The organism is Mycetohabitans sp. B8 (assembly GCF_021991875.1).
GTDB lineage: Bacteria > Pseudomonadota > Gammaproteobacteria > Burkholderiales > Burkholderiaceae > Mycetohabitans.
This window is the reverse complement of the sequence record NZ_JAHLKR010000016.1, coordinates 510,262-534,142: the sequence shown is the minus strand read 5'-3', so window position 1 is coordinate 534,142 and position 23,881 is coordinate 510,262. Positions and strand designations below refer to the sequence as shown.

The 23,881-nt window shown below is 61.7% G+C and carries 21 protein-coding genes and 4 pseudogenes; 16 read left to right on the top strand and 9 right to left on the bottom strand.

The window, feature by feature from the left end; genetic code table 11:
- Positions 1–429: 429 nt before the first annotated feature.
- Positions 430–759 (bottom strand): type II toxin-antitoxin system HicB family antitoxin, encoded by a 330-nt coding sequence (locus tag KQH60_RS08120; protein WP_237575952.1) that lies wholly within the window; start codon positions 757–759, stop codon positions 430–432.
- A 1-nt stretch (position 760) separates the two neighbouring features.
- Positions 761–1,009, bottom strand: a complete 249-nt coding sequence (locus KQH60_RS08115) for a DUF2442 domain-containing protein (RefSeq protein WP_237575951.1) — start codon at positions 1,007–1,009, stop codon at positions 761–763.
- A 221-nt stretch (positions 1,010–1,230) separates the two neighbouring features.
- Here KQH60_RS08115 and KQH60_RS08110 point away from each other — a divergent pair.
- A pseudogene (locus KQH60_RS08110) lies at positions 1,231–1,365 on the top strand (lysozyme); the annotation flags it as partial.
- Between the two features lie 594 nt (positions 1,366–1,959).
- Here the strand turns inward: KQH60_RS08110 and KQH60_RS08105 are convergent.
- The 3 genes from KQH60_RS08105 to lexA are packed head-to-tail and all read right to left on the bottom strand — an operon-like array spanning position 1,960 to position 3,731.
- Positions 1,960–2,622 (bottom strand): DUF2939 domain-containing protein, encoded by a 663-nt coding sequence (locus KQH60_RS08105; RefSeq protein WP_237575950.1) that lies wholly within the window; start codon positions 2,620–2,622, stop codon positions 1,960–1,962.
- Between the two features lie 24 nt (positions 2,623–2,646).
- The gene (locus KQH60_RS08100; protein WP_237575949.1) at positions 2,647–3,063 is read right to left on the bottom strand and encodes a hypothetical protein; all 417 of its coding nucleotides are present in this window, start codon (positions 3,061–3,063) and stop codon (positions 2,647–2,649) included.
- A 20-nt stretch (positions 3,064–3,083) separates the two neighbouring features.
- On the bottom strand, positions 3,084–3,731 hold the full coding sequence (gene lexA / locus KQH60_RS08095) for a transcriptional repressor LexA (RefSeq protein ID WP_237575948.1): 648 nt from the start codon (positions 3,729–3,731) through the stop codon (positions 3,084–3,086).
- 222 nt (positions 3,732–3,953) lie between these two features.
- Here lexA and KQH60_RS08090 point away from each other — a divergent pair, with 222 nt between their 5' ends.
- The 5 genes from KQH60_RS08090 (at position 3,954) to KQH60_RS08070 (ending at position 8,939) form a co-directional block, all read left to right on the top strand.
- Entirely contained in the window at positions 3,954–5,003 is a 1,050-nt protein-coding gene (locus KQH60_RS08090; RefSeq protein ID WP_255779065.1) for a sulfate ABC transporter substrate-binding protein, read from the top strand.
- Between the two features lie 111 nt (positions 5,004–5,114).
- The gene (cysT, locus tag KQH60_RS08085) at positions 5,115–6,011 is read left to right on the top strand and encodes a sulfate ABC transporter permease subunit CysT (protein ID WP_237575947.1); all 897 of its coding nucleotides are present in this window, start codon (positions 5,115–5,117) and stop codon (positions 6,009–6,011) included.
- On the top strand, positions 6,008–6,913 hold the full coding sequence (gene cysW, locus KQH60_RS08080) for a sulfate ABC transporter permease subunit CysW (protein ID WP_237575946.1): 906 nt from the start codon (positions 6,008–6,010) through the stop codon (positions 6,911–6,913). Before cysT ends, cysW begins: the two co-directional genes overlap by 4 nt.
- A gap of 20 nt (positions 6,914–6,933) precedes the next feature.
- Positions 6,934–7,995, top strand: a complete 1,062-nt coding sequence (locus KQH60_RS08075) for a sulfate/molybdate ABC transporter ATP-binding protein (protein WP_237575945.1) — start codon at positions 6,934–6,936, stop codon at positions 7,993–7,995.
- Between the two features lie 17 nt (positions 7,996–8,012).
- Positions 8,013–8,939: a CysB family HTH-type transcriptional regulator gene (locus tag KQH60_RS08070; protein WP_237575944.1), complete on the top strand. Its 927-nt coding sequence runs from the start codon at positions 8,013–8,015 to the stop codon at positions 8,937–8,939.
- 129 nt (positions 8,940–9,068) lie between these two features.
- Here KQH60_RS08070 and KQH60_RS08065 read toward each other — a convergent pair.
- A pseudogene (locus tag KQH60_RS08065) lies at positions 9,069–9,428 on the bottom strand (hypothetical protein); the annotation flags it as partial.
- A 271-nt stretch (positions 9,429–9,699) separates the two neighbouring features.
- On the opposite strand from KQH60_RS08065, the gene KQH60_RS08060 reads away from it, so the two are divergent.
- From KQH60_RS08060 to KQH60_RS08050, 3 genes are read left to right on the top strand one after another with little or no spacing between them, the layout of a single operon-like run.
- On the top strand, positions 9,700–11,574 hold the full coding sequence (locus tag KQH60_RS08060) for an ATP-binding protein (protein WP_237575942.1): 1,875 nt from the start codon (positions 9,700–9,702) through the stop codon (positions 11,572–11,574).
- A complete protein-coding gene (locus tag KQH60_RS08055; RefSeq protein ID WP_237575941.1) occupies positions 11,571–12,020 on the top strand; it encodes a response regulator in 450 nt (149 codons plus the stop codon). The genes KQH60_RS08060 and KQH60_RS08055 overlap by 4 nt, the downstream gene beginning before the upstream one ends.
- 18 nt (positions 12,021–12,038) lie before the next feature.
- A complete protein-coding gene (locus KQH60_RS08050) occupies positions 12,039–14,045 on the top strand; it encodes a response regulator (protein WP_237575940.1) in 2,007 nt (668 codons plus the stop codon).
- A gap of 54 nt (positions 14,046–14,099) precedes the next feature.
- Here KQH60_RS08050 and KQH60_RS08045 read toward each other — a convergent pair whose 3' ends face one another.
- The 3 genes and pseudogenes from KQH60_RS08045 to KQH60_RS08035 form a co-directional block, all read right to left on the bottom strand.
- Complete coding sequence (locus tag KQH60_RS08045) at positions 14,100–14,399, bottom strand: MscL family protein (protein WP_237576098.1); 300 nt, start codon at positions 14,397–14,399, stop codon at positions 14,100–14,102.
- A gap of 39 nt (positions 14,400–14,438) precedes the next feature.
- A pseudogene (locus KQH60_RS08040) lies at positions 14,439–14,591 on the bottom strand (transposase); the annotation flags it as partial.
- Between the two features lie 41 nt (positions 14,592–14,632).
- A complete protein-coding gene (locus KQH60_RS08035; RefSeq protein ID WP_237575939.1) occupies positions 14,633–15,094 on the bottom strand; it encodes a carboxymuconolactone decarboxylase family protein in 462 nt (153 codons plus the stop codon).
- Positions 15,095–15,212: 118 nt separating this feature from the next.
- Here KQH60_RS08035 and KQH60_RS08030 point away from each other — a divergent pair, with 118 nt between their 5' ends.
- The 7 genes and pseudogenes from KQH60_RS08030 to KQH60_RS08005 all read left to right on the top strand — a co-directional run bounded on the left by KQH60_RS08030 (position 15,213) and on the right by KQH60_RS08005 (position 23,842).
- Positions 15,213–16,730: a PLP-dependent aminotransferase family protein gene (locus tag KQH60_RS08030; protein ID WP_237575938.1), complete on the top strand. Its 1,518-nt coding sequence runs from the start codon at positions 15,213–15,215 to the stop codon at positions 16,728–16,730.
- Positions 16,731–17,120: 390 nt separating this feature from the next.
- Positions 17,121–19,613, top strand: a complete 2,493-nt coding sequence (locus KQH60_RS08025) for a penicillin-binding protein 1A (RefSeq protein ID WP_237575937.1) — start codon at positions 17,121–17,123, stop codon at positions 19,611–19,613.
- A 202-nt stretch (positions 19,614–19,815) separates the two neighbouring features.
- A complete protein-coding gene (locus KQH60_RS15035) occupies positions 19,816–20,076 on the top strand; it encodes a hypothetical protein (protein ID WP_368669325.1) in 261 nt (86 codons plus the stop codon).
- A gap of 57 nt (positions 20,077–20,133) precedes the next feature.
- Complete coding sequence (locus KQH60_RS08015; RefSeq protein WP_237575936.1) at positions 20,134–20,763, top strand: LysE family translocator; 630 nt, start codon at positions 20,134–20,136, stop codon at positions 20,761–20,763.
- Positions 20,764–21,003: 240 nt separating this feature from the next.
- Positions 21,004–21,195, top strand: a pseudogene (locus tag KQH60_RS08010) (EthD domain-containing protein); the annotation flags it as partial.
- A gap of 253 nt (positions 21,196–21,448) precedes the next feature.
- A complete protein-coding gene (locus KQH60_RS14840) occupies positions 21,449–21,580 on the top strand; it encodes a hypothetical protein (protein ID WP_255779084.1) in 132 nt (43 codons plus the stop codon).
- A gap of 606 nt (positions 21,581–22,186) precedes the next feature.
- Complete coding sequence (locus KQH60_RS08005) at positions 22,187–23,842, top strand: ShlB/FhaC/HecB family hemolysin secretion/activation protein (RefSeq protein ID WP_237576096.1); 1,656 nt, start codon at positions 22,187–22,189, stop codon at positions 23,840–23,842.
- The last annotated feature ends 39 nt before the right edge of the window (positions 23,843–23,881 follow it).

Here is a 23,881-nt window from a genome sequence, read left to right as displayed (position 1 = left end):
TCGAATGCCTTTGCGTCGGCGAGAGACACACCGCTGTGCTTCTCAATGTTCTTCGCGTCTTTAGCGAGGTCGAATGAGATTTCCATGACACTTATTGTACATACAATAAGTCGGTATGTCGAGGATTTTTTGTGCCGACAATATTGGATGATCTGATCTTCGGTCTAGCATCTAACTCGAATTAAACTAAGGAGAAGATCAATTTAGTAACCCCATTTTGAGGCAATGCACACTGGGTCCGCTGGCTAGCTGGCGGGTTGCGCAACGCGTTTTCGCCGTCGCGGCCGACGATCAGCGACAGATAGACAAGCTTCGTGCGCTTTTGCGCTATGCGCGCGCGGTGCGGCCGGTGACGGGGAGTGCAACTAAACCTGCACCTTCACTTAGTTAAGCTGTGTGCCATTTTCGGAACTTGCCGGTTAAGATAAATTATCGTGGCGCCGCCAGCTTCGCACTAGCGAGCCGGTTCAAGCTCACTCCTTCCTCAGCGGCTTGCATCGCCAGCATCCAATGTAGCTGCGGCGGAATACGGACTCGAAACTCCCCCCTGTAATGCCGATCGGCAACAGGCTTGGGGACACGTTCGCCGCTGGCTTGCATATCAGCTACAGTGGAAGCGACCATCTGACGAATTCCGGTGAGTGCCTTTTCAGGGGTAGCGGCAAGCCACGAAAGCGAAGGCAACTCTACGCACAGTCCCACGTGTTCGCCGTCTTCAGATGACCACGTGACGCGGTAAGTATAGTGGTCGGTCTGCATATTAGGCCGCGTGGGAGGGGCGATGAGTCATATCTCCACGCCCAGCCAATAGACCATCGATGGAAATGTCTTCATCAATCGCTTCCCAGTGTAGACCGTACCGGCCAATTTCATATGTGGCCCGCTGTTCGGGCGTGGCGTTCAGCAGGCGCGGAAACCATGCCAGCGGCACGCCGAGCGTGCGGCCGTCTGACAGTTCAACCCACATCGTGCACTCATCAAAGCGAAGCTCTTTAGCCGAAGTGCTCATCCCAAGCCCTCTCGATTTCGTCTCGACGCGCCTGGACGGCGCGGATCAAATGGTCTCAATATTGACACCGATTTTCAAGCTTTCGGACGGCGTCCTGCTGAAGATGCTGGCCCGAGAGTCTCCAAATTCTGTTCCACAGTGTCGAAAACACCCAAGCTGGACAAAGGTTTTCAGGATGCGAGTCGATCTTAATTGTCGGTTCTTCGCGTAAAAGGATCACTGCCTACACAGACCTCAACCCAACGGTTGCGCAACGGGTTTTCAGAGTCACTGCCGAAGACCAGCGGCAGATAGACAAGCTTCGTGCGCTTTTGCGCTACGTATGCGCGGTGCGGCCGGTGATGCCCATCTGCTAGTGAACGGGCGCCGTCTTCAGTACATTCCGGCGCGCCGCATCTCGTCTCTCAGCAGGCGCAGAAGCGGTAACTGCATCTCTGTTTAACTGCCGAGATGGCGGCTGAGCCGGCGTCGAATCCGTGGGGATGAAGCTCAAAAAAGCCAATAAAATCAAATGCTGAAAATGCTCGATAATTCCCATGCATGAGGCTAAAGCCCTTGTTACGTAAGGATCGATGGCTAGGATTGTGATTCCTGTTGTCGTGGGTTCGAGTCCCATCGGCCACCCCAAAGAATTCGTAATAAAATCAAGCATTTAGAAAACGGCGCTGAGGTTTTACCCAGTGCCGTTTTTGCTTTGTAACGCCCAGTTTGGGCATGGCATACCTCGCCGCTTCACAATCTTTGTACGGTCGTAGACGCGTGCGGTTGCCGCCGGATTGGCATGAAGATCCGGCAGCATGCCGCGTTCTGCCTGCTGCCTGGTCACGTAGTAGGCGCGGGCGAAGCGGATGGCGCTGCGCTATCCCCCACCGCAGCCGCCGAAAGCGTCTGAATCGTCGTACTGCGGTGTGAGCTTGCATGTGCTCTGCTATGTGTCGCAACGGCCCGCATCATGAACCGTTGAGTTTGACCCCGACAAGTTGCCAACCGAAGACGCCGGTGCGGTGAAAAATCGTCGTATACGGTGGCTCCTTCGAATCAGTGCGGTATCGGACCACGAACTCGTTGATGCCGTGATAGCCGGCGCCCACCTGGGCACCGCCGCTTACGGAGGTGCCGGCTGCGGGCTGCCGGCCGCTTGGTGCACTGGAACCGGCGGAAGCCGAGGTACCGGAAACGGTTGCGCCGCGTGTCGCATCAGCTTGCGGAGCCCGCACCGGGCCCGGCGGTGCAGTGTCGCTCGCCACATCGCGCGGGGGCATGCCGGCCAGCAACGCGGCCACGCCGTCTGGCGTCGCATAGACCTCGACAATCGGTGCGATCAACGCGGAGCCAACCATCGTGCCGACACTGGCGGCTGCTTGCGCTAGCGGTGAGTCGTCCGCGTGCGTGCTAATCGCGCGCGTGATCCGTGCATTGAGCTCCTGTTTCAGACTGGCGCGCAATGCAGGGTAGTCGACGTATCGATTGACTGTCTCGGCGTCGCGTGCATCGGCTGCATGTTCCAAGCGGCTCAGGACGATATAAGGCGACGCGTAGCTGAGCAGGGCTGCCACCACGCTAGCCAGCGCCAGCCCTGCAGCGACAAGACGCTTGAATGAGGCCAATATCATAAGCGCAGTTGTAGTGCGAGCAAGTTAATCCAGCAAGCCGTGGGCAACCCCAGTCTCCTCTGCCGCGATATACTGGTCGATCATGCTGCAAACCGCATCGATATGGCCCACCAGCACCACGCGCGACGCACTGCGGTAGACGCGCACTGGATCGTCCTCCTGCCATGGGCGACGACGGGCCGGTTCGGCCTGAGGTTCGCCGTGGCGCAGCGGCATGCGCGCGAAAGCCGGCAGTCTGGATGGCAATGCCATGTTCTGTCGCATGGCGTGTGCCACGCCGTCGTGCATCGGCGCAGTCGAGCGTTGTGCCGGCGTCGCACTGCTCATCAGCAACTCGAATGAAGGAGCGGGGCACGACGATGCACCGCATGGCATGAGGCCTCGCAGATGACGCAGGCGCCCGAACGCGTGTAACGGAAATAGGCGGGCAAGTCGTTCCATCGGTTTCTCCGTGTGGGTACTCAAAACGCGCTGGGACGGATCAAGCCGACCGCAATGCCTTCTAGTTCAAAATCTTCCTGCCCCGGGCTCACGACAATGTTTTCGTAATCCGGATTTTCCGCGATCAATTCGATGCTATTTGCCAGCCGATGGAAGCGCTTGACCGTCACGTCGTCGCCCAGCCGTGCCACCACGATCTGGCCTTCTTTCGCGTCGTGCTGTTTCTGTACGGCCAGCAGGTCTCCGTCGAAGATTCCCGCATCGCGCATCGACATCCCCCGCACTTTCAGAAGATAGTCGGGTCGGCTCGCAAACAGTGCTGGATCGCATGCGTAGTGCTGCGCGATATGCTCCTGAGCCAAAATCGGACTGCCGGCCGCGACGCGACCGACCAGCGGCAGTGACAACTGCATGAGCGCTGGATGCGGCAACGTGTATGGGTGCGGTCCGTCTTCCGTCGACAGCAACCGGATCCCGCGTGACGCACCCGCCGCCAGCTCGATCACCCCTTTGCGCGCCAGCGCGCGCAAGTGCTCTTCGGCCGAATTGGCCGAGCTGAAGCCGAGTTCTGCAGCGATCTCGGCGCGCGTCGGCGGAAAGCCGGTGCGCTCGATCGCGCGGCGGATCAAGTCGTAGACTTGCTGCTGACGGGCGGTGAGTTTAGTCATGAGGGTTACTGTATGGATGAACAGGTTGCTGTATTTTTATACAGTATTCACAGTATTTCAAGTGCTACTTGGAATCGACGTCCGTCTGCTCGTTGCATAAGTGGGCGCGTCGCTGGGTGTCTTACGACTTTTGAATATAAAAGCATAAGGAACGATTATTTTTGATAATGAAATGCGTTCGTTAGACTTGGTCGGTCCCTCACGACATCCATGGACATACAAATGAGTGAACAGGCAACGGGGCGGGCGCGGCAGCGCGACAGCGCATCAGTGTGGCGGCGCCTGGCCGCGGCATGGGTGCTGATGGGCAGCATCGTGGCCAGCGGTGCGGCCGTCGCGGACAAGACGCTACTCAATGTGTCGTACGACCCGACGCGGGAGTTGTACCAGGACGTGAATCAGGCGTTCGCAAAGGAATGGAAGGCCAAGACCGGCGAGATCGTTTCGTTTAGGCAGTCGCACGGCGGCTCGGGCGCACAGGCGCGCTCGGTCATCGATGGCTTGCAGGCGGACGTCGTCACGTTGGCGCTGGCCTATGATATCGACGCGATCGCCAAGCGGGGGCTGATTAACGCGGGTTGGCAAAAACGCTTGCCAGACAATGCGTCGCCGTACACGTCGACGATCGTGTTCGTCGTGCGCAAGGGCAATCCGAAACGTATCAAGGACTGGAACGACCTGGTCAAGCTGGGTGTGTCCATCGTCACACCGAACCCGAAGACCTCCGGCGGCGCACGCTGGAACTACCTGGCCGCCTGGGCGTACGCGTTGCATCAGCCGGGTGGCGGTGAGCAAAAGGCGCGGGAGTTCGTCGCGAAGCTGTACAAAAATGCCGGTGTGCTCGATTCCGGCGCGCGGGGCGCGACCACCAGCTTCGTGCAGCGCGGCATCGGCGACGTGCTGGTCGCCTGGGAAAACGAAGCATTCCTGTCGCTCAAGGAGTTCGGGCCCGACAAATTCGAAATCGTGACGCCATCGGTCAGCATCCAGGCCGAACCGCCGGTCGCGTTGGTCGACAAGGTGGTGGACCGACACGGCACACGCCAGCTCGCGCAGGCTTACCTGAACTTCCTGTACACCGAGCAGGGCCAGCAGATTGCGGCGAAGCATTTCTATCGGCCGCGCTCGAGCAAGGTGTCCGAGGCGCTGACCCGGCCGTTCCCGAAACTCAAGTTGTACACGGTCGACGATACATTCGGCGGATGGGCGAATGCTCAAAAAGTGCATTTTGCCGACGGTGGAGTATTCGATTCGATTTATCAGCCACAGTAAGCCGACGAGGGCCGCGAGGCGGCGGCCCGCGGCCTGAGATGGCCGCCGGCGCGCGCCGAGCCCGGATTCCCTGGGTCCGGGGCGAGCGGTGCTTGGAGGCGAGTAGCAGGCATGAGTCGTTTTTCTTTTCGTCAGCCCAGTGCGTTGCCCGGGTTCGGTGTCACGCTCGGTATCACGGTGGCGTATTTGGGCCTAGTGGTGCTGGTCCCGCTCGCCGCGACTTTCTTGAACACGGCGACATTGACGTGGCCCGAGTTCGCGCGTGCTGTCGCATCGCCGCGCGTGCTGGCCTCGTACCGGCTCACTTTCGGTGCGTCTCTGGGCGCTGCGCTGCTCAATGCGGTGTTCGGCTTTCTTGTGGCATGGGTGCTGGTGCGGTACAAGTTTCCGTTCAAGCGGCTCGTCGATGCGGCGGTCGATCTGCCGTTCGCTTTGCCCACCGCGGTCGCCGGCATTGCGCTGGCCGCCGTCTATTCGAGTCACGGCTGGGTGGGTTCGCTGCTCGCCCCGCTCGGCGTCCAGGTGGCGTTCACGCCGCTCGGGGTGCTAGTCGCGCTCACGTTCATTGGCTTGCCGTTCGTGGTACGCACCGTGCAGCCGGTGCTGGAGGACTTCGAGCGCGAGCAGGAGGAGGCCGCTGCCTGTCTCGGTGCGACGCGCTGGCTGACCTTTCGCCGCGTGGTCTTGCCGTCGTTGCTGCCCGCGTTGCTGACGGGTTTTGCGCTCGCATTCGCGCGCGCGCTCGGCGAATATGGCTCGGTGATTTTTATTGCAGGCAATGTACCAATGAAGTCTGAAATCACATCATTGTTGATCATCACGAAGCTAGAACAGTACGACTACGCGGGTGCGACGGCACTGGCCGTCGTGATGCTGCTCGTATCGTTCATGCTGCTGCTGGCGATCAACACGCTGCAATGGGTGCTGCAGCGGCGCACGTCTAGTACGCGCCGCGCGACGTCCTCTGGCGTCGCGCCGTCCGTGGTCGCGGCTGGAGGCGCGCAATGAGTCAGCAAGCCACTCAAACGGTGGTCGCGATCGGCGCTGGGGTGCCGTTCAGGCGGGCACCGCGCCAGGACACGACGACCGAGCCGCGTGTGGTACGTTGGGTGCTGATTGGGATCGCGCTGCTTTTTCTTGGCCTGTTCCTAGTGCTGCCGCTGGTGGCGGTGTTCTATCAGGCGCTAGCCAAGGGCGTGGGGACCTATCTGGATGCCCTGACCGACCCGGATGCGCTGTCGGCGATCAAGCTGACATTGATCACGGCGGTGATCGCCGTGCCGCTGAACGTCGTATTCGGCTTGTGCGCGTCATGGGCGATTGCAAAGTTCGAGTTTCGCGGCAAGAGCCTGCTAACCACGCTGATCGACTTGCCATTTTCGGTGTCGCCGGTGATCTCCGGGCTGATCTATGTGCTGATGTTCGGCGCGCAAGGCTGGTTCGGCCCGTGGCTACAAGATCGCAACGTGCAGATCATCTTCGCGGTGCCGGGCATCGTGCTGGCGACGGTGTTCGTCACGTTTCCGTTTGTCGCGCGCGAGTTGATCCCGCTGATGCAGGCGCAGGGCGCCGACGAGGAGGAAGCGGCCCGCGTGCTGGGCGCCTCTGGCTGGCAGATCTTGCGTCGCGTGACGCTGCCCAACGTCAAGTGGGGCCTGTTGTACGGCGTGATCTTGTGCAATGCCCGCGCTATGGGCGAGTTTGGTGCGGTCTCGGTGGTTTCGGGCCACATTCGCGGGCAGACCAACACGATGCCCCTGCACGTGGAAATTCTCTACAACGAATACAATTTCGTCGCCGCGTTCGCGGTCGCGTCGTTACTGGCGTTGCTTGCGCTGGTGACGCTCGCGTTGAAGTTGATCGCGCAACGCCGGCTCACCCAGACGTCGAGCGAGCCGGCAGCCAGCTAGCCATCCACGCGGAAATTGATATGGGCATCATCGTTCGCAACTTGCAAAAGTACTTTGGCGATTTCGCCGCGCTCGACAATGTGTCGCTGGAATTTCCGTCCGGCGAACTGGTCGCGCTACTCGGGCCGTCCGGCTGCGGCAAGACCACGCTGCTACGCGTGATTGCAGGTTTGGAGTACGCGGATGCGGGGCAGGTCGTGCTGTACGGGCAGCACGTGAACGACGTCGGCGCGCGCGAGCGTCAGGTTGGTTTTGTGTTCCAGCACTATGCGCTGTTTCGTCATATGACGGTGTTCGAGAACGTCGCGTTCGGGCTGCGTGTGAAGCCGCGCCGCGAGCGCCCAACCCAGGCGCAAATCCGGGAAAAGGTCCACGCGCTGCTCAAGCTCGTGCAATTGGATTGGCTCGCGCAACGCTATCCGTCTGAGTTATCGGGCGGACAGCGCCAACGCATTGCGCTGGCGCGCGCGCTTGCGGTCGAGCCAAAGGTATTATTGCTTGACGAGCCGTTCGGCGCGCTCGATGCCAAGGTGCGCAAGGAACTGCGCAGCTGGTTGCGGCGTCTGCACGACGAGCTGCCTATCTCGACCCTCTTCGTCACGCACGATCAAGAGGAGGCGCTTGAGGTTGCGGACCGAATCGTGGTGCTCAATCACGGCCGCGTCGAGCAGATCGGCAGCCCGCAGGACGTCTACGATCATCCGGGCAGTGCGTTCGTCTATGAGTTTCTCGGCGCTGCGAATCGGCTGTCCGGCACGCTGGGCGAACAGGGCTTCGTGCCGCACGGCGAAGGCGGACGGATCGCCGCGCGGGGTGAGTTCAGCGGACCGGCGCTCGCCTTCGTGCGGCCGCACGATCTGCAACTGTTGCCGCCGGTGCGCGCCGTGCAAGACGGTATCCGCGTGGACGTGCGGCGAGTCGTGCCGCTGGGCGGCTCAGTGCGCGTTGAACTCCAAGCGCAGGCCGGCCAGAAGCTGGAAGCGGAACTCGATCGTGACGCATGGCGCGCGCTAGGGCTGGGCGTCGGCGACGGCGTGACTGCGGTGCCGCGCGCCGTGCGGGTGTTTCCCGCGCAACGATGAGAACCTGAGAAAACAAAATGAATTTCCAGCAACTGCGTTTCGTGCGCGAGGCCGTGCGTCAGAACATGAATCTGACCGAAGTGGCGAATGTGCTGTATACGTCGCAATCGGGGGTATCCAAGCAGATCAAGGATCTCGAGGACGAGCTCGGTGTCGATATCTTCATCCGCCGCGGCAAGCGGCTCACTGGCTTGACGGAGCCGGGCAAGGCCGTGCACACGCTGATCGAGCGTATGTTGCTCGATGCGGAAAACCTGCGCCGCGTCGCGCGGCAGTATGCCGATCAGGACACCGGCCATCTGGTGGTCGCCACCACGCACACGCAAGCGCGCTACTCGTTGCCCAAGGTCGTGCATCGTTTTAAGGAGATGTATCCGAAGGTCCATCTCGCGCTGCGACAGGGTAGTCCGCACCAGATCGCACAGATGGTGATTAACGGCGACGCGGACATCGGCATCGCGACCGAGGGCCTGGACCGCTACGGCGAGATCGTGACGTTCCCAGGCTACTCGTGGCATCACACCGTCGTGGTGCGAAGCGAGCATCCGCTCGCGACTCGGCCCGCCGTGACGCTGGAGGATATTGCTGACTACCCGATCATCACATACGACCAGGATTTCACGGGACGCTCGCACGTGGACCAGGCGTTCGTGCGGGCCGGTGTTGCGCCAGACGTGGTGCTAACGGCGATCGACGCGGACGTGATCAAGACATATGTCGAACTGGGACTGGGCGTGGGCATTGTCGCCGCGATGGCGTACGATCCGAAGCGAGACAGTGAGTTGGTCGCGCTGGACACGCAGCACTTGTTCGAGCCGAGCACGACCCGCGTCGGACTGCGCAAGGGCGCGTTCCTGCGCGCCTATGCATACCGGTTGATCGAGATGTTCGCACCCCACCTGACCGAGGCCGAGGTGTCCGGCCAGTTGCGCGAAACCGCCTGACAGCGCAAACGCGCCGATGATCGGCATGCGGTTGCCCCGGCGGTACGCCGCGGATTATGTCTGCCGTGTGCGCAGCGGGCGTCGCGCGTCCTGTTCGGCGCCGTGTGAATGCCGGTTCGCGATCGAGCAAAATTGCGCAAGGATCGCGGTGCGTGCCTGGCTGGCGAACACGAGGAAGCCGACGCCGTTGGCCTCGTACCAATAGCCGCTGCGCTCGAGCCCGTCCAGCGACTGCTCTAACGCATGGGCCACTGATTCGATACAGCGCCGGCGCAACTCGGCCACACGCGGGTAGGGCGGCTGCGCGCCGCGCACCGTGCAGATCAGCACGTCCAGGCCTGGCAGCGCATGCGCGTACAATACGGGTTCGTCCTGGGCGCGGGCGCGCGCGATCTTGGTGTCGAGTTGCGCGAACGGTTCGCAGCCAGAGAGTTGGGCCAAAAAGGACTCGTCGCTGCACGCGCGTCTGCGCTTTTTCGGAGTGGACATGGTATTGGCCTCGAAACGGCTCGGATGGAATGAAAAGACGGTGGCATCGGCAAACGCAGCGGCAGTTATCGCGCGAGTGTTCCGATCTTTATAGCATATTGACCGATTCATAAAAATGAATCTAGGTCACGCCGCTACGAGCCTGTTTCAAGATTGAAATATCGGCGTGCAAGGCTGATAATCATTCGCTGGCCGGCACTGGACCCGTAATGTGACGCCGGCGATCGACAAGGGGACATGCATTGACGTTCGAGCGGATGCCGGTTGGCGCATGAAGCTCTTTACCAAGGGACTATTGCTCGTCGCGGTGCCAATAGTGTGCGAACTGGCGCTATTGGTCGCGTTGTTTGGCGTGGAACGGCAAGTAGCCGACGCCGAACGATGGGCGTTGCAATCCAAAAAGGTGATCAATCAGGCCGAGGCGCTGCTTGGTCCATTGCTGCGCCAGGCGTCGCAATTGCGGGCGGGGATTATCGTCGGTGATCCGTCGTTCGCGGATAAGCGTGCGACATGGATCGAGCTGGCTGACCGGCTCAATGCGCTCGAGGCGACGGTAGCCGACAATCCTGAGCAGACCGGCCGCGTCGCGCGTATGCGCGAGACGATCGACCGGTATCGCAAGCTGACGCAGCGCGTGGCCGAGCAATTACGCGAGGGGGAGCGCCAGCGCGTCATCGAGGCATACCGTGGTGAGGCAATGCCGCGCGAGATCAATGAATTTCGCAGCGAGTTGGGCGACTTCGTCGATGCGGAAAACAAGCTGCAGGCGGATCGTAACGCACAGTTGCAAGGCTCGTTGAAGACGCAACAGTTCATGCTCTGGTTTGCGGTGAGTGTGTCGCTGCTGATCGCGGTGATCACAGCGCTGGCGTTTGCGCGACACATCGGCCAGCGGATCGAGGTCTTGACGACGAACGCGCTGCGCTTGGGCACGGGCGAGCCTTTGGCCGCCCCGGTAGGGGGCCGCGATGAAATCGCGCAGCTTGATGAGGTGCTGCACGATACGAGCCGCAAGCTGGTGCGGGCTGAACGCGAGCACGCACTGCTGAAGGCCGACCTGCAACGACGCACCGGTGAGCTTGCGCAGGTCAACGAGGAATTGCGTCAACAGACGCAGGACAATGAGATGTTTATTTACAGCGTGTCGCACGATCTGCGCTCGCCATTGGTGAACCTGCAAGGGTTCTCGCGTGAGTTGAAGGTCTCGGCCAGCGAGTTGCGCGAAACGATTGGCGAGTTGGATCTGCCCGTGGCCGAGCGTGAGCGGCTGCAGCACATTGTCGACGGCGAGATCCAGGAGTCGATCGGTTTTCTGCAAAGCGCGGTCACGCGCGCGGGGGGCACCATTGACGCGTTGCTGCGGCTATCGCGCGCGGGCCGAGTCGAGTATCAGTGGGCGCTGGTGGACGTGAACGCCGTATTGCAGCGGGTGATTAAGGCGCTGAACGGCCAAACGTCGGCGAACGGCGCACGCATGTTGGTTCAGCCGCTGCCGCCGGCATGGGGCGATGCTAGCGCGATCGAGCTGATTTTTGGCCAGTTGGTCGGCAATGCATTTGCTTACCTGGACCCGTCCCGCTGCGGCGTGATCGAGGTCGGCTGGGTCAATCCGGGCGGTGATGGCGACGCGCCCCAGGCCGCCGCGCCCACGGCGCACGTCGCGCACCCTGAGGCGGACGGTCGCATCGCAACGGCGCGGTTGGTCGGCACGGGCGAGCGCCATCGCGTCTATTATGTAAGGGACAACGGGCGCGGCATTCCGTCGGCGTCGCTGCCGAAGGTGTTCAGCGCGTTCCAGCGGCTGCATGCGGACGCGGGCCCTGGCGATGGAATCGGGCTTGCGCTGGTCAAGCGGATGGTGGAGCGACATCGCGGACGTGTGTGGGTCGAGTCGGCCGAAGGCGCGGGATCGACGTTCTACGTCGCATTACCCGCGCACGCGCCGGTGAGCATGGTGTATCCGGGAGGTGTCGCGATCGGCCGCCCACCGGAGGTGAAAAATCAAGGCAGCGGCAAACGTTTGCCTTACTGGGCGCAGCGCGATACGGGCATGGCCGGTCTGCACGTGCTAACCGCGCACCGGGTCGAGGACGCTGGGTTGAGACCGTATGCCGGTGCATACAATACTTCTTGGGAAAAGTCATGACAATCGGGGAGACAGTCAGCATCATCCTGATCGAGGACGACGATGGCCATGCGACGCTGGTCGAGCGCAATCTGCGCCGCGCAGGCCTGACCAATGGCTTCAAGCGGCTGTCCGACGGTCACCAGGCGCTGGATTATTTCTTCGGTCCCGGGCCGCACGGCGACCTGCGCAACTGTGTGGTGCTGCTGGACCTGAAGATGCCGCGCGTGGACGGGGTCGAAGTGTTGCGTCGTTTGAAGGAATCGCCGCAAACTGCGTCGCTGCCGGTCATCGTGCTCACGACCACCGACGATCCGCGCGAAATCGAGCGGTGCTACGAACTCGGCTGCAATGTTTATATCACCAAGCCGGTCGAATACGATGCATTCATCGAAGCGGTCAGGCGGCTGGGCTTCTTCCTGCAGGTCGTGAAGTTGCCGTGCAGCGTGCGCCCGAGCGCACGCTGACCGCGTCCCGGAGCTATCATGTCCAGCGACGCTCACGTGCTGGTGCTCGACGACGACGAAGGCATCCTACTGCTTGCGGCGCGTGCGTTGCGGCGGGTCGGCTATCGTGTCAGCGCATGTTCGACGGTGCAGCAGGCGCTCGATTGCATCGGCGAGCCGTTGCCGGATCTGCTCGTGCTCGACTACCGGCTCGGTACGCCACAAACCGGACTGGATTTTTTCCGCGGATTGGTTGCGCGCGGAATCAAGCTGCCGGCCATCTTGGCCACAGGCTTTTCGGACGAGTCGCGGATCATCGAGGCGTTGCGTGCCGGTGTGTCCGACGTGGTGCCGAAAGCAGCCGATTACCTTGATTATCTGCCCGAGGCCGTCGAACGTGCGTTGAACGAAGCGCGGATGCGGCGTGTCGTGGCGGAGTCTGAGCGGATGCGCGATCGCGAGCGGCACTATCGGACCATTGCCGAAGCGCTGCCGCATCTGGTCTGGACTTGCACGCCGAGCGGCGAATGCGATTTTTTGTCCAGGCAATGGTCGGATTACACCGGAATGCCGGCTGGCGCGGGACTCGGTGCCGGGTGGTTCGACGCGGTACATGTCGATGATCTTCCCGCGCTGCGCGACGCATGGCGACAGACCATCGGGCGAGGCGTGGACAGCTTCTTCGTTCTCGATGTGAGGCTGCGGCGTCATGACGGCGCGTATCGCTGGTTTTGTGTGCGAGGTACGGCGTTGCACGAAGCGGACGGGCGCATTGTGAAGTGGTTCGGCACGTGTACGGACATCCAGGATCAGCGCGAGGCGAGCGACGAGCGCGAGCGGCTGCTCCAGTCCGAGCAGGCGGCGCGGCAGGCGGCTGAAGAGGCCAATCGCGCGAAAGACCGTTTTCTCGCGATGCTGTCGCACGAGTTGCGCACACCCCTCACGCCGGTGCTGGCCAGTGCGCGAATGCTCGAGCGCGCTCGTGACGTTCCCGATCCGGTGCGCTCCGCCATGAAGGTCATTCGACGCAACATCGAGTTGGAGGCCCGCCTGATCGACGATTTACTGGACTTGACGCGGGTGGCCAACGGTAAGCTGCTACTGGCGTTGGAGACCGTGGACATGCACGAGCTCATCGATGCAGTGCTGGAAATTTTTCGCAGTGACATCCAGGTCAAGCAATTGCGTGTGGAGTTGGATTGCGCTGCACAGCACCGCTTCGTCCGCGGCGACCGTGCGCGGTTGCAACAGATGTTGTGGAACTTGATCAAGAACGCGGCTAAGTTCACGCCCGAGCATGGCCGCATTGTGCTGCGCACGCGCGATGCTGACGCGCCATCGGAAGCGGGTGCGCCGCAGATCCGGATTGACGTGCAGGACAGCGGTATCGGCATCGCGCCGGAGCAACTGGGGCGACTGTTCAACGCGTTCGAGCAGGGTGGGCGGCACACCACCCAGCAGTACGGTGGCTTGGGCCTGGGCCTGGCAATCACCAAGGCGCTGACTGACGTGCACGGTGGGACGGTGCGCGCCTCCAGTGAGGGGTTAGGGCGCGGCGCCACCTTTACGATCGTGTTGCCCAGTGTCGAGGCGCCCGGACCGGTGATGGAGCGCGGCACGATCGCCGCAGCGCCGCAGCGCGCCACGCTGGACATCCTGCTGGTCGAAGACCACCAGGACACAGCCGACGTGATGGCTCAGCTCATCGCGGGCTTTGGCCACAATGTGGTCGCGACCGGGACCGTGGCCTCGGCGCTGCAGGCGGCACGGCAGCGGCGCTTCGATCTCGTGGTCAGCGATATTGGTTTGCCCGATGGTACGGGGCTGGATCTGATCACAGCGTTGCGCGGCATCGAGACCGGCGCACGCGTGCCGGCGGTGGCGCTGACCGGCTATGGCTCGGATGATGACGTGCGCCGCTGTCTGGACGCCGGCTTTATGTCGCACCTGACCAAGCCGGTCAATTTCACGCTACTCGAAGGCCTGATCGAAGAAATTGCGATGGCCAAGGGCAGCGGTGACGCGTTGCCCACCCCCACCGCTTGACGCCGTGACGCTGCGGCGCCTGCTGCGCGACACGCGGGACTTTATGTAGGCGGGTCAGCCGCGTTTTTTCAGTTCGTCGCGAATCTCGCGCAGCAACACGATATCTTCAGGCGGCGCTGCCGGTGTGGCCGGCGCGGCCGCTTGCGGCGCCGGCGCGCGCAGCTTGTTGACAAACTTGACCATCAAGAAGATGACGAATGCGAGGATGATAAAGTTGATCACTGTGGTGATGAACGATCCGTAGCCCAGCACGACGACGCCCGCCGATTGTAGGTCCTTGATTTCGGCCGATGGAGGCGGCGGGCGATAGGAGCGTGCGCCAGGCCGCGAAGCAGCGCGGGCCAGGCGAATCATATCAATAAAGGTGCGGCAACAGCGGCACCGGTGTGGGCGCAGCGCCAGGTAAATCGCCTTGTTCTTGACCGTGCCTTCGTCGCGCACCTTCACGCGCAGGGCATCAAAAAACACGACCGGATACATCGCTTCCAGCGGGCGCTGTCGCCATTTGCGTACTTCATCGATTACGGCGTCGGTGACCGTGCTGATAACGCGTCAAGCGCTCAGGCGATTCAGCTAACTCAACCGACTCAAGCGGCGCTTGCGGAACGGCTTGTGACCGGCAGGCGCATGCCGACGCCGAGTCGGTTCCAGGCATTGATCACCGCGACCGCGAAAGTCAGATCGGCAATCTCCGTGTCGCTGAAGTGGGCCTGCAGCGCCTGGAAATCGGCATCGGCTGGATGGCCGCCAGGGAGTGTGGTCAGGCGCTCGGCCCAGTTCAGCGCGGCGCTCTCCCGCGCATCGAACAGCTCGGTCTCGCGCCAGGTTGGCACGCTGAACAGGCGCTGCACGTCTTCGCCTTGCTGGACCAGGTCGTGTGAATGCATGTCGACGCAAAACGCGCATCCGTTGATTTGCGATACACGTAGAAACACAAGGTCACACAACTTCTGGCCGAGCGTGGAGCGTCCCAGTGCGGCATTGACCGACGCCAATGCGAGATAGGCATCTTTGGACAGTTCACGGTAAGGCAGGCGGGGTTGGCTCATCATGGTTTCCTTTCGCGTCAATGGACTATGAGCCTTTATCGTAGGCGGCGAATGGGGTATCGTAAAAGGCCAAAAACGGTTTAAATAAGTAGGCCATGATGCCAGCCGGAGCAGGGCGATGACAGCGAAGCGCGACGGCAAGCGGGCCGTGGCACGCGAAGGCCGACTCAGCACGATGCCGGCGGCCGATTGGGCCTGCACGCTAGCGCTAGATCGCCGGCGCGGTGAGCCAATCTATCGGCAACTGGTTACCCGGCTTCGCGACGGCATTCTGGACGGCCGATTGCCCGCCGGCATGCGGCTGCCGTCCACGCGCGCGCTCGCCACGCAACTTAATACCGCCCGTGGCACGATTGAACTCGCCTACGCGTTGCTTGCGGCGGAAGGATTCATCGAGACGTGCGGCGCAGCCGGCACCCGGGTCAACGCACGACTTCCACCACAGCATGGTCCGGTGAAGCCTGCGCCTGCACCGTCGGCCGGCAGTGCATCGGTGAGTGCCGCGATAGCCTTGGCACCGTTGCAAATGGGACTGCCTGCGTTGGACTTGTTCCCGCGCAAGCTGTGGGCTCGGGTGGCTAGTCACGAAGGGCGCGTGTTGGCCGCGGAGGCGTTCAGTTACGGTGATGCGCAAGGCCAGTCCCGCTTGCGTCATGCGATTGCCGGCTATCTTGCGATAGCACGCGGAATTGACTGCGACCCTGCCAGGATCATTATCACGAACGGGTATCATGGCGCGCTTGGACTGCTGACGACAGCGTTATTGCCGGCGACGGCGTCGCGCCCGATCTGGTTCGAAGACCCCGGCTACCGGCGGGCACGTGACGCGTTGACGCTGGCCGGCGCGCAATTGGCTGGCGTGCCGGTTGACGACGAAGGACTGGATGTCGAGGCAGGCGTGGCGAAGGCACCATGGGCCTGCATGGCGCTTGTCACACCTTCGCATCAGGCGCCGTTGGGGGTATCACTGTCATTGCCGCGGCGGCTCGCGTTGCTAGACTGGGCGGTGCGCGCCAATGCGTGGATCGTCGAGGATGACTATGATGGGGAATTCCGCTACTCAGGCCGGCCGTTGCCCGCGCTGGCGAGCCTGGACGGCGGCGAGCGCGTGCTCTACGTCGGCTCCTTCAGCAAGGCGCTTGCGCCCGGCCTGCGGCTCGGCTATATCGTCGCGCCGCCTGCGCTCGCTGGGCACTTAGCCAAGGTGGCCGCGTTGCTGGCGCCGCCCCCGGCTTTGACACTGCAGGAAAGCATCGCGGCCTTCATCGAAGCCGGACATTTCAGCCGGCACATCCGTCGGATGCGTGCCGCGTATGCGGTGCGCCGCGACGCACTTGCCGCGGCGTTGCACCGTCGCGTCGGCGGCGTGTTGGATATTTCGCCCAGCGTCGGCGGCATGCATCTCATCGGTTGGCTGCGTGAGTCCTCCGCGCCACGCGACGGCTCGCTGGCGAACGACGTATTGCTGGTTCAGGCAGCGGTGCGCAGCGGCCTCGCGCCCGATGCGCTGTCGCCGTGGTATTTGCATCAGCGGCGACGTGACGCATTGTTAATGAGCTTTACTAACGTGCTGCCGGAACGGGCCGACGATGTTGCCGTTAGGCTGGCCGCCGCATTCGAGCGACCCTACGCTTGAAGGCCGCCTAGGAATTGCCGCAGGTTTGTCAGTGCCCGGGTTGGTTCCTTCTTCATCGGGATGCGTTCGTCTGTGCATTGGCCGTCGCGAATAGGGGGATCGAGCGGGCGGCTGCAAGGGCTGTATTTGTCGCGCCGCTGGCCGGGCCGCGCGCAGGCTACGCCTGTACTTTGACGGGTTGATGGCGGATTCGTTGCGCTGCTGCGCTGCCTAATGTGCGGATCATACGCGACGCGATGCGGCACGGCAGCGCGCACCAGCAATTGCTTACAAAAAAGTCGGGGAGGGCGCCGCGTGCACGCATTAAAATGCGCGTTTTGTCGCGACGTCGCAATCCGCACGGGGCGGTAGCATCACGTCGCGTCGTCGAGACCGCGGCGTTATCCTGACATGCCTATCGCAAAACGACCCGACCCGTCCGATCCTCAACGCGCAGAGCGTCGCGTGCCACTGACGCGGCAGCGTGCCACCGCACGCCAAGAGGGCGTGTTGCGGTCGCTGGCCGCCTCATTTATGCTGGGTTTTGCCGGCCTGGTGGCGGCCATCGCGGTGATCGGCGCACTGGTGCTGGGCTACGTGCTGGTCGTCATGGGGCCCAAGTTGCCATCGCTGGACGTGTTGACCGACTATCGTCCAAAGGTGCCATTGCGCGTCTACACGGCCGACCACGTGTTGATCGGCGAATTCGGTGAAGAACGCCGCAGCCTCGTGCGGATCCAGAACACGCCCGACGTGATGAGGAAGGCCGTGTTGGCGATCGAGGACTATCGGTTCTACGAGCACGGCGGCGTGGACTTCATCGGTATCCTGCGCTCGGGCATCGCGGACCTGCTGCACGGCGGGCGTGCGCAGGGCGCGAGCACGATTACGATGCAGGTAGCGCGCAACTTCTTCCTATCCAGCGAAAAAACTTATACGCGCAAGATCTACGAGATGTTGCTTGCCTACAAGATCGAGGCGGCGCTGTCCAAAGATCAGATTCTTGAGCTGTACATGAATCAGATTTATCTCGGTCAGCGCGCGTACGGATTTGCCGCGGCGGCCCGCGTGTACTTCGGCAAGGACCTGAAGGACATCACGCTAGCGCAGGCCGCCATGCTGGCGGGATTGCCGAAGGCGCCGTCCGCCTACAACCCGATCGTCAACCCCAGGCGTGCGAAGGTGCGGCAAGAGTACATTTTGAAGCGCATGCTCGAGTTGCGCTACATCACACAGGACCAATACGACCAAGCGATCCAAGAGGACTTGCACGTGCGCACGGCGGGCAATGAGTACAGTGTGCACGCGGAGTACGTCGCCGAAATGGTGCGCCAGGCGATGTACTCCCAATATCGCGACGAGGCCTATACGCGCGGGCTGACAGTCACGACGACGATCGACTCGGCGGATCAAGCTGCCGCCTACGACGCGGTGCGCAAAGGGGTGCTCGACTACGAGCGCCGCCATGGCTATCGCGGACCGGAGGCAGGCATTGAACTGCCGCCCGCCGGCGATGAGCGCGACCAGGCGATCGAGGACGCGCTCGTCGGCCATCCGGACAACGGTGATCTGCTTGCCGCCGTGGTCATTGACGCGAGTCCGCGGCAGATCAATGCGCAGTTGTCTGATGGCACCGTCGTGCAGATTAGCGGTGACGGGCTGCGGTTTGCCGCAGGCGCACTGTCGCCTCGCGCGTCGGCGTCAGTGCGGATTCGGCCCGGCTCGGTCATCCGCGTGGTGCGCGACGCGAACGGTCGGGCCTCGATCACGCAACTGCCGCGGGTCGAGGGGGCGCTCGTGTCGGTCACGCCGCAAGATGGTGCAATCCGCGCGCTGGTCGGCGGTTTCGATTTCAACAAGAACAAGTTCAACCACGTCACGCAGGCGTGGCGGCAACCGGGCTCGAGCTTTAAGCCGTTCGTTTATTCGGCCGCGTTGGAAAAAGGGCTGGGCCCGGCGACCATCATCAACGACGCGCCGCTGTATTTTCCGCCGACGACACCGGGTGGGCACGCGTGGGAACCGAAAGATGATGACCAATCCGAGGGCCCGATGCCGATGCGCGTGGCGTTGCAGAAGTCCAAGAACCTAGTATCGATCCGGATCCTGTCTTATATCGGTACGCAGTACGCGCAGCAATACGTGACCGAGCGGTTCGGCTTTGATTCTGACAAGACGCCACCCTACCTGCCGATGGCGCTAGGTGCGGGACTGGTGACGCCGCTGCAGTCGGCGGCAGCCTATTCAGTCTTCGCGAACGGTGGCTACCGGGTCAATCCGTATTTGATCGCCCAGGTCGATGATGCGCACGGCGAGCCGCTGCTGAAGGCCCAGCCGCTGGTGGTCGGCCAGAATGCACCGCAGGTGATCGAGCCGCGTAATGCGTATGTGATAAACAGCCTGTTGCATTCGGTTGCGTCGGCGGGCACGGGCTCGGGAACCAACGTGTTGCATCGCGCAGACCTGGCCGGCAAGACCGGGACGACCAACGACGCCAAGGATGGCTGGTTTGCCGGCTATCAGCATACCCTGGTCGCGGTCGCGTGGATGGGCTATGACCAGCCCAAATCGCTCGGCAGCCGCGAATTCGGCGCGCAGCTGGCGCTGCCGATCTGGGTCCAGTACATGGGACGCGCGCTGCGCGGCGTGCCGCAGTACCAAGCGCCGATGCCCGAAGGGCTGACGGCGATCGACGGCGAGCTATTCTACGCAGACAAGACGCCGGGTAACGGCTTTATCGCGTCGATCGGGCTCGACGCGAACGCGCCGGCCGGCGCAAGCGATTCGAATGCACAGTTTGGCACAGTGGGGCCGGGTGGCATGCAACCGCCGGCGCCGCCGCCCGATGTGAATTCGGCAGAGCGCCAGCAGATCATGAACCTGTTTGGCGATAGCAAGCCGTAACGCGCGCCGCGTCGCCGGGGTACCCCCATACGCGTTGACCAAAGAAGCATTCTGCGAAAATGTAAACGTCGCCGCCGGCGAAGTCATCGGTGAATTGGGCGCTATCGCAACAGCGCATTACTTCACTTGCTGTGCACGATCGCCAGCGTGTTTTCCGCAGCAGCACGAGTGTGGTGCACAAGGCTTGTCGGATTTTACCGACATGGCTGGGCTACGCGTGACGATCGCCGGCTCGCCATTCGATCACCGGCTGTATCATTTCGTGCTGGCCTTCTCGCGCTGGGAATACTTCCATGTTGCTAAACGAAGCGAGCGCTTCGAGTCATTATTCACTGATTTGCAAAACACGCTGGGGCTATTTAGGAGTTGCCCGCGCGAACATCGCATGCTAGGCACGCGCAACAATCGCGTTCAGGCTCACAAGCATGGCTATGGGCTGATATTGCCCATGTGTCAGGCTTGATGGCGGCACGCATGGACGTGGCTTGAGGGGATCGATGAACGGCGATAGGAGCTTTTGATGCTGGAATTTTCGACTTTGGGCACCTTTGTCGTGGTCGTGCTCGGACTGTTGCTGATTCCCGGGCCAGCCGTGTTGCTGGTGCTCACGCGCACAGTACAAGGCGGCCGCATAATCGGCGTATTCACCGGGCTCGGTGTGGTGGCTGGAGATCTTATCCACACGCTCTGTGCAGCAGTGGGCTTATCCGCGTTGCTGATGACCTCGGCGCTGGCATTCAATATCGTTAAGTTGGCCGGCGCCGCGTATCTACTGTATCTTGGGGTGCAGGCGTTGCTCGAGAAACCGACGCTTGAGTATGCGCTCACGCCGAAGCCGGCTGCGGTTTCACCTAGAAAGGCCTTTGTTCAAGCGATGCTGATTGAGGTGCTAAATCCAGAAGTCGCGTTGTTCTTTCTTGCATTTCTGCCACAGTTTGCGCATCCGCAGCGCGGTGCGATGTTTTGGCAGTTCGTCGTGCTCGGGCTGATCTTTGTCGCCATAGGCATGTTGTACTTGACGGCTGTAATCTTTTCGATACGCTCGCTTGGCCGCATCATGTCGCGTTTACACTGGCTGCGCCGCTGGGAGAAAAAAATTATTGGCATCATCTTCGTCCTGCTTGGACTGAAGCTGGCGATGCAGCAATAATAGGTTTGGTTTGGAGCAACGCAACGCGTAGCGCCGCCAGCCGCCGCACCCCAAAAGCGTCAACCGTCAGGTTAGCATGGTGATGGATCTGGCCAGGGGGCGCACCGTCGTTCGCTTGTGCGCCGCGTTGACCTGTCCATCTGTCTGAGCGGGGTGGCTTGTGTTCAGATGTCTTATTTCATCTTTTTGACGTTACAGTCATCAAATTGGACATTTCATGGGTCTTAGCGCTATGCGGTCAGTCAATGCGTTGCTACTGCGTTTTTCCCTGCTGGGGGCCAGGATGGCACCATTGCCATCTGCGAATGCATTTTCCGCGACGAAGCAGCGGTGAAGGCCGCGTTGAGTTCGCCGGAAGTGCCTGAAGTGATGGCTGACGTACCGCGCTTCACCGATGTGGCGCCAACCCGCGTGCGCGCGGTTGAGCTGTGATCGGAGGCAAGAAGATGTACGATCAACAAGTTACCTGAGCGCCATGAACGACGGCATCGGCTAGCAGGATGCGACGCGACTATTTCTGGTTTCCTGACGGATGGATCGAACTGGCCCGCCTAACATACCAGCGCGGCGAGGTGGCAACGCCAATGGGAGCAGGTGATCCCCGGTGCCCCTGTCTCGGATAGTCGTACCCTATGCCTAAAACTTCGCGGCGGGAACACGCGGGGCACCGGTTCGTACCATGCCAGTGACCAACGCCATTGACAGCATGCACATGCAGTTGCGCAAGGTTGTGAAGAATCGCGGCCGCTTCCCAAGCGACGAAGCCGACAGCAAGCTGGTGTATGTAGCCTTGCGCAATATCGAAAAGAATGGGTAGATGCCGCTTATCCTTTGGCGGCAAGCCGCCAATCAGTTCGTCACTCTGTTCGGCGAGCGGTTCACCAGCGCCATGAATTGAGATCTTTTGAACAGCCTCAGCACACAAGATCTCTGCCACCTCCCTGCTGGCCGAGACAATCGAGGCGGCCAAGGGGGCGAGGTTGACCGCACACCCAGTGCGGTTCACTGCTTATTGCCAATGCTGGCCCGCTGCCTGCAGCGTGGCTGGATCACCCATTCACCGGTGAATGGCACATCGTTGGTCGCTCGCCGCGGCCTGATCGATGAAAATTCGCGTCTGAGGTACCTTCACCGGGTCCTTACGGTATCTCGGCTGGAAACAGGATGTACCTGATCAACATGGTGGCGCCGGGCCGATCGCTTCTTTTGCCTCCACGCTCATGGTCCGCCTCTAACGGAGGGCTGCGGTGGCTGCTCGAGTGCGTAATGCGCAAGTTCTGCTAGGATCGGCCCTAGCGTACTTTATTTAGCTGCCAGCACTAGGCAGGAAATAATTATTATGATAATGAAAAAGGGGAAGCAGGCGGGTTGTCGTCGCCAGTGGAGCAGAAAAGGGGTAGGGTTTTGCGTGGGTCTGGCGCCGATGATGCTGGCGCAAGCGCTACCGCTCGATGGCGCCGAGCAGCAGCCGCTGCGCGAGCAGGAACGCGAGCGCGTACTTCGACAGCAGCGTGAGGCCACGCCGGACGTGCGGCTGACACGCCCGTTAGCGCCTGAACAAGCGGGTCTTCCCGCGCAAGAGTCGCCCTGTTTTCGCATCGAGCGCATATTACTCAACGGTGACGCGGCCACGCATTTCCAATGGGCGTTGGCGGCGGCCAATCCGCCAGGTGACCCGGCCATTGGCCGCTGCCTGGGCACGGCAGGTATCAACCTGACGATGAAGCGGGTGCAAAACGCGATTGTTGCGCGTGGCTACGTGACCACGCGCGTGCTGGCGGCCCCGCAAGATTTGAAGGCCGGCACGCTCGCGCTCACGCTTATTCCGGGCAGGGTCCGTGCGATCCGCTTTACCGACGACAGCAGTGCGCGCGCCACGCAGTGGAACGCTGTGCCGGTTACATCAGGCGATTTACTCAACCTGCGTGACATCGAGCAGGCGCTGGAAAACTTCAAGCGCGTGCCGACGGCCGACGTTGACATCCAAATCACACCGGCTGAAGGGCCCGACGCCCAGCCTGGCGAAAGCGACCTGGTGATTGCGTGGAAACAGGCGCATCCGGTGCGTTTGAACGTCTCTATCGATGATGCAGGCAGTCGGTATACGGGGCGGTACCAGGGTAACGTGACTGTCTCGTACGACAACTGGTGGACGCTGAACGATTTGTTTTACGCCAGCTTCAACCACGACCTTGGCGGTGGGCATAGCGGCCCCAAAGGCACGCGTGGCTACACCGTGCACTATGAAGTGCCGTATCGTTACTGGCTGCTGGGTTTCACCACCAGTGGCTATGATTATTACCAGCCGGTCGTGGGCGCCTACCAAACCTACCGCTACGGTGGTGATGGCGATCTGACTGAGGTGCGCCTCTCGCGCCTGCTTTATCGCGATGCCGTGCGCAAGACTTACGCTCATGTGCGCGGGTGGCTACGCCATGCGCGCAGTTTCATCGATGACACCGAGATCGAGGTACAACGCCGTCACACGGCAGGCTGGGAAATCGGTTTAAGTCACCGCGAATTCATCGGTTCCGCCACGCTGGAGGGCGGCGTGGCGTACCGCAAGGGGACGGGCATGTTAGGGGCTCAGCCAGCGCCGGAGGAATTTTTCGGCGAGGGGACGTCGCGCCCATCGCTGATGACTGCGGACGCCCAACTGACCCTTCCATTGACCATCGCTGCACAGCGACTGCACTACACTGCAGCATGGCGCGGACAATGGAGCCGCACGCCGCTCGCGTTGCCGGAACGCTTTTCCATCGGCGGGCGTTATACCGTGCGTGGTTTCGATGGTGAAAGCGCGTTGATCGGCGACCGAGGCTGGCTGGTGCGCAATGACCTAGGCTGGTCACTGGGCCACACCGGGCAGACGCTTTATTTGGGCGCGGATTATGCAGAAGTGGGCGGACCGTCCGCCCACTTCTTGATCGGACAGCACTTAGCCGGTGCCGTAATCGGCCTGCGCGGTGGGGCCAAAGGGCTGTTCTGGGATGTTTTTGTCGGTACGCCGCTTAGCAAGCCGGCGGGTTTTCAGACCCGTCGCTTCAATGCTGGCTTTAACGTCAACTGGTCATATTAAGCGTAGGCGTTAAGACTGCTCTATTTTCCGGATACCCGT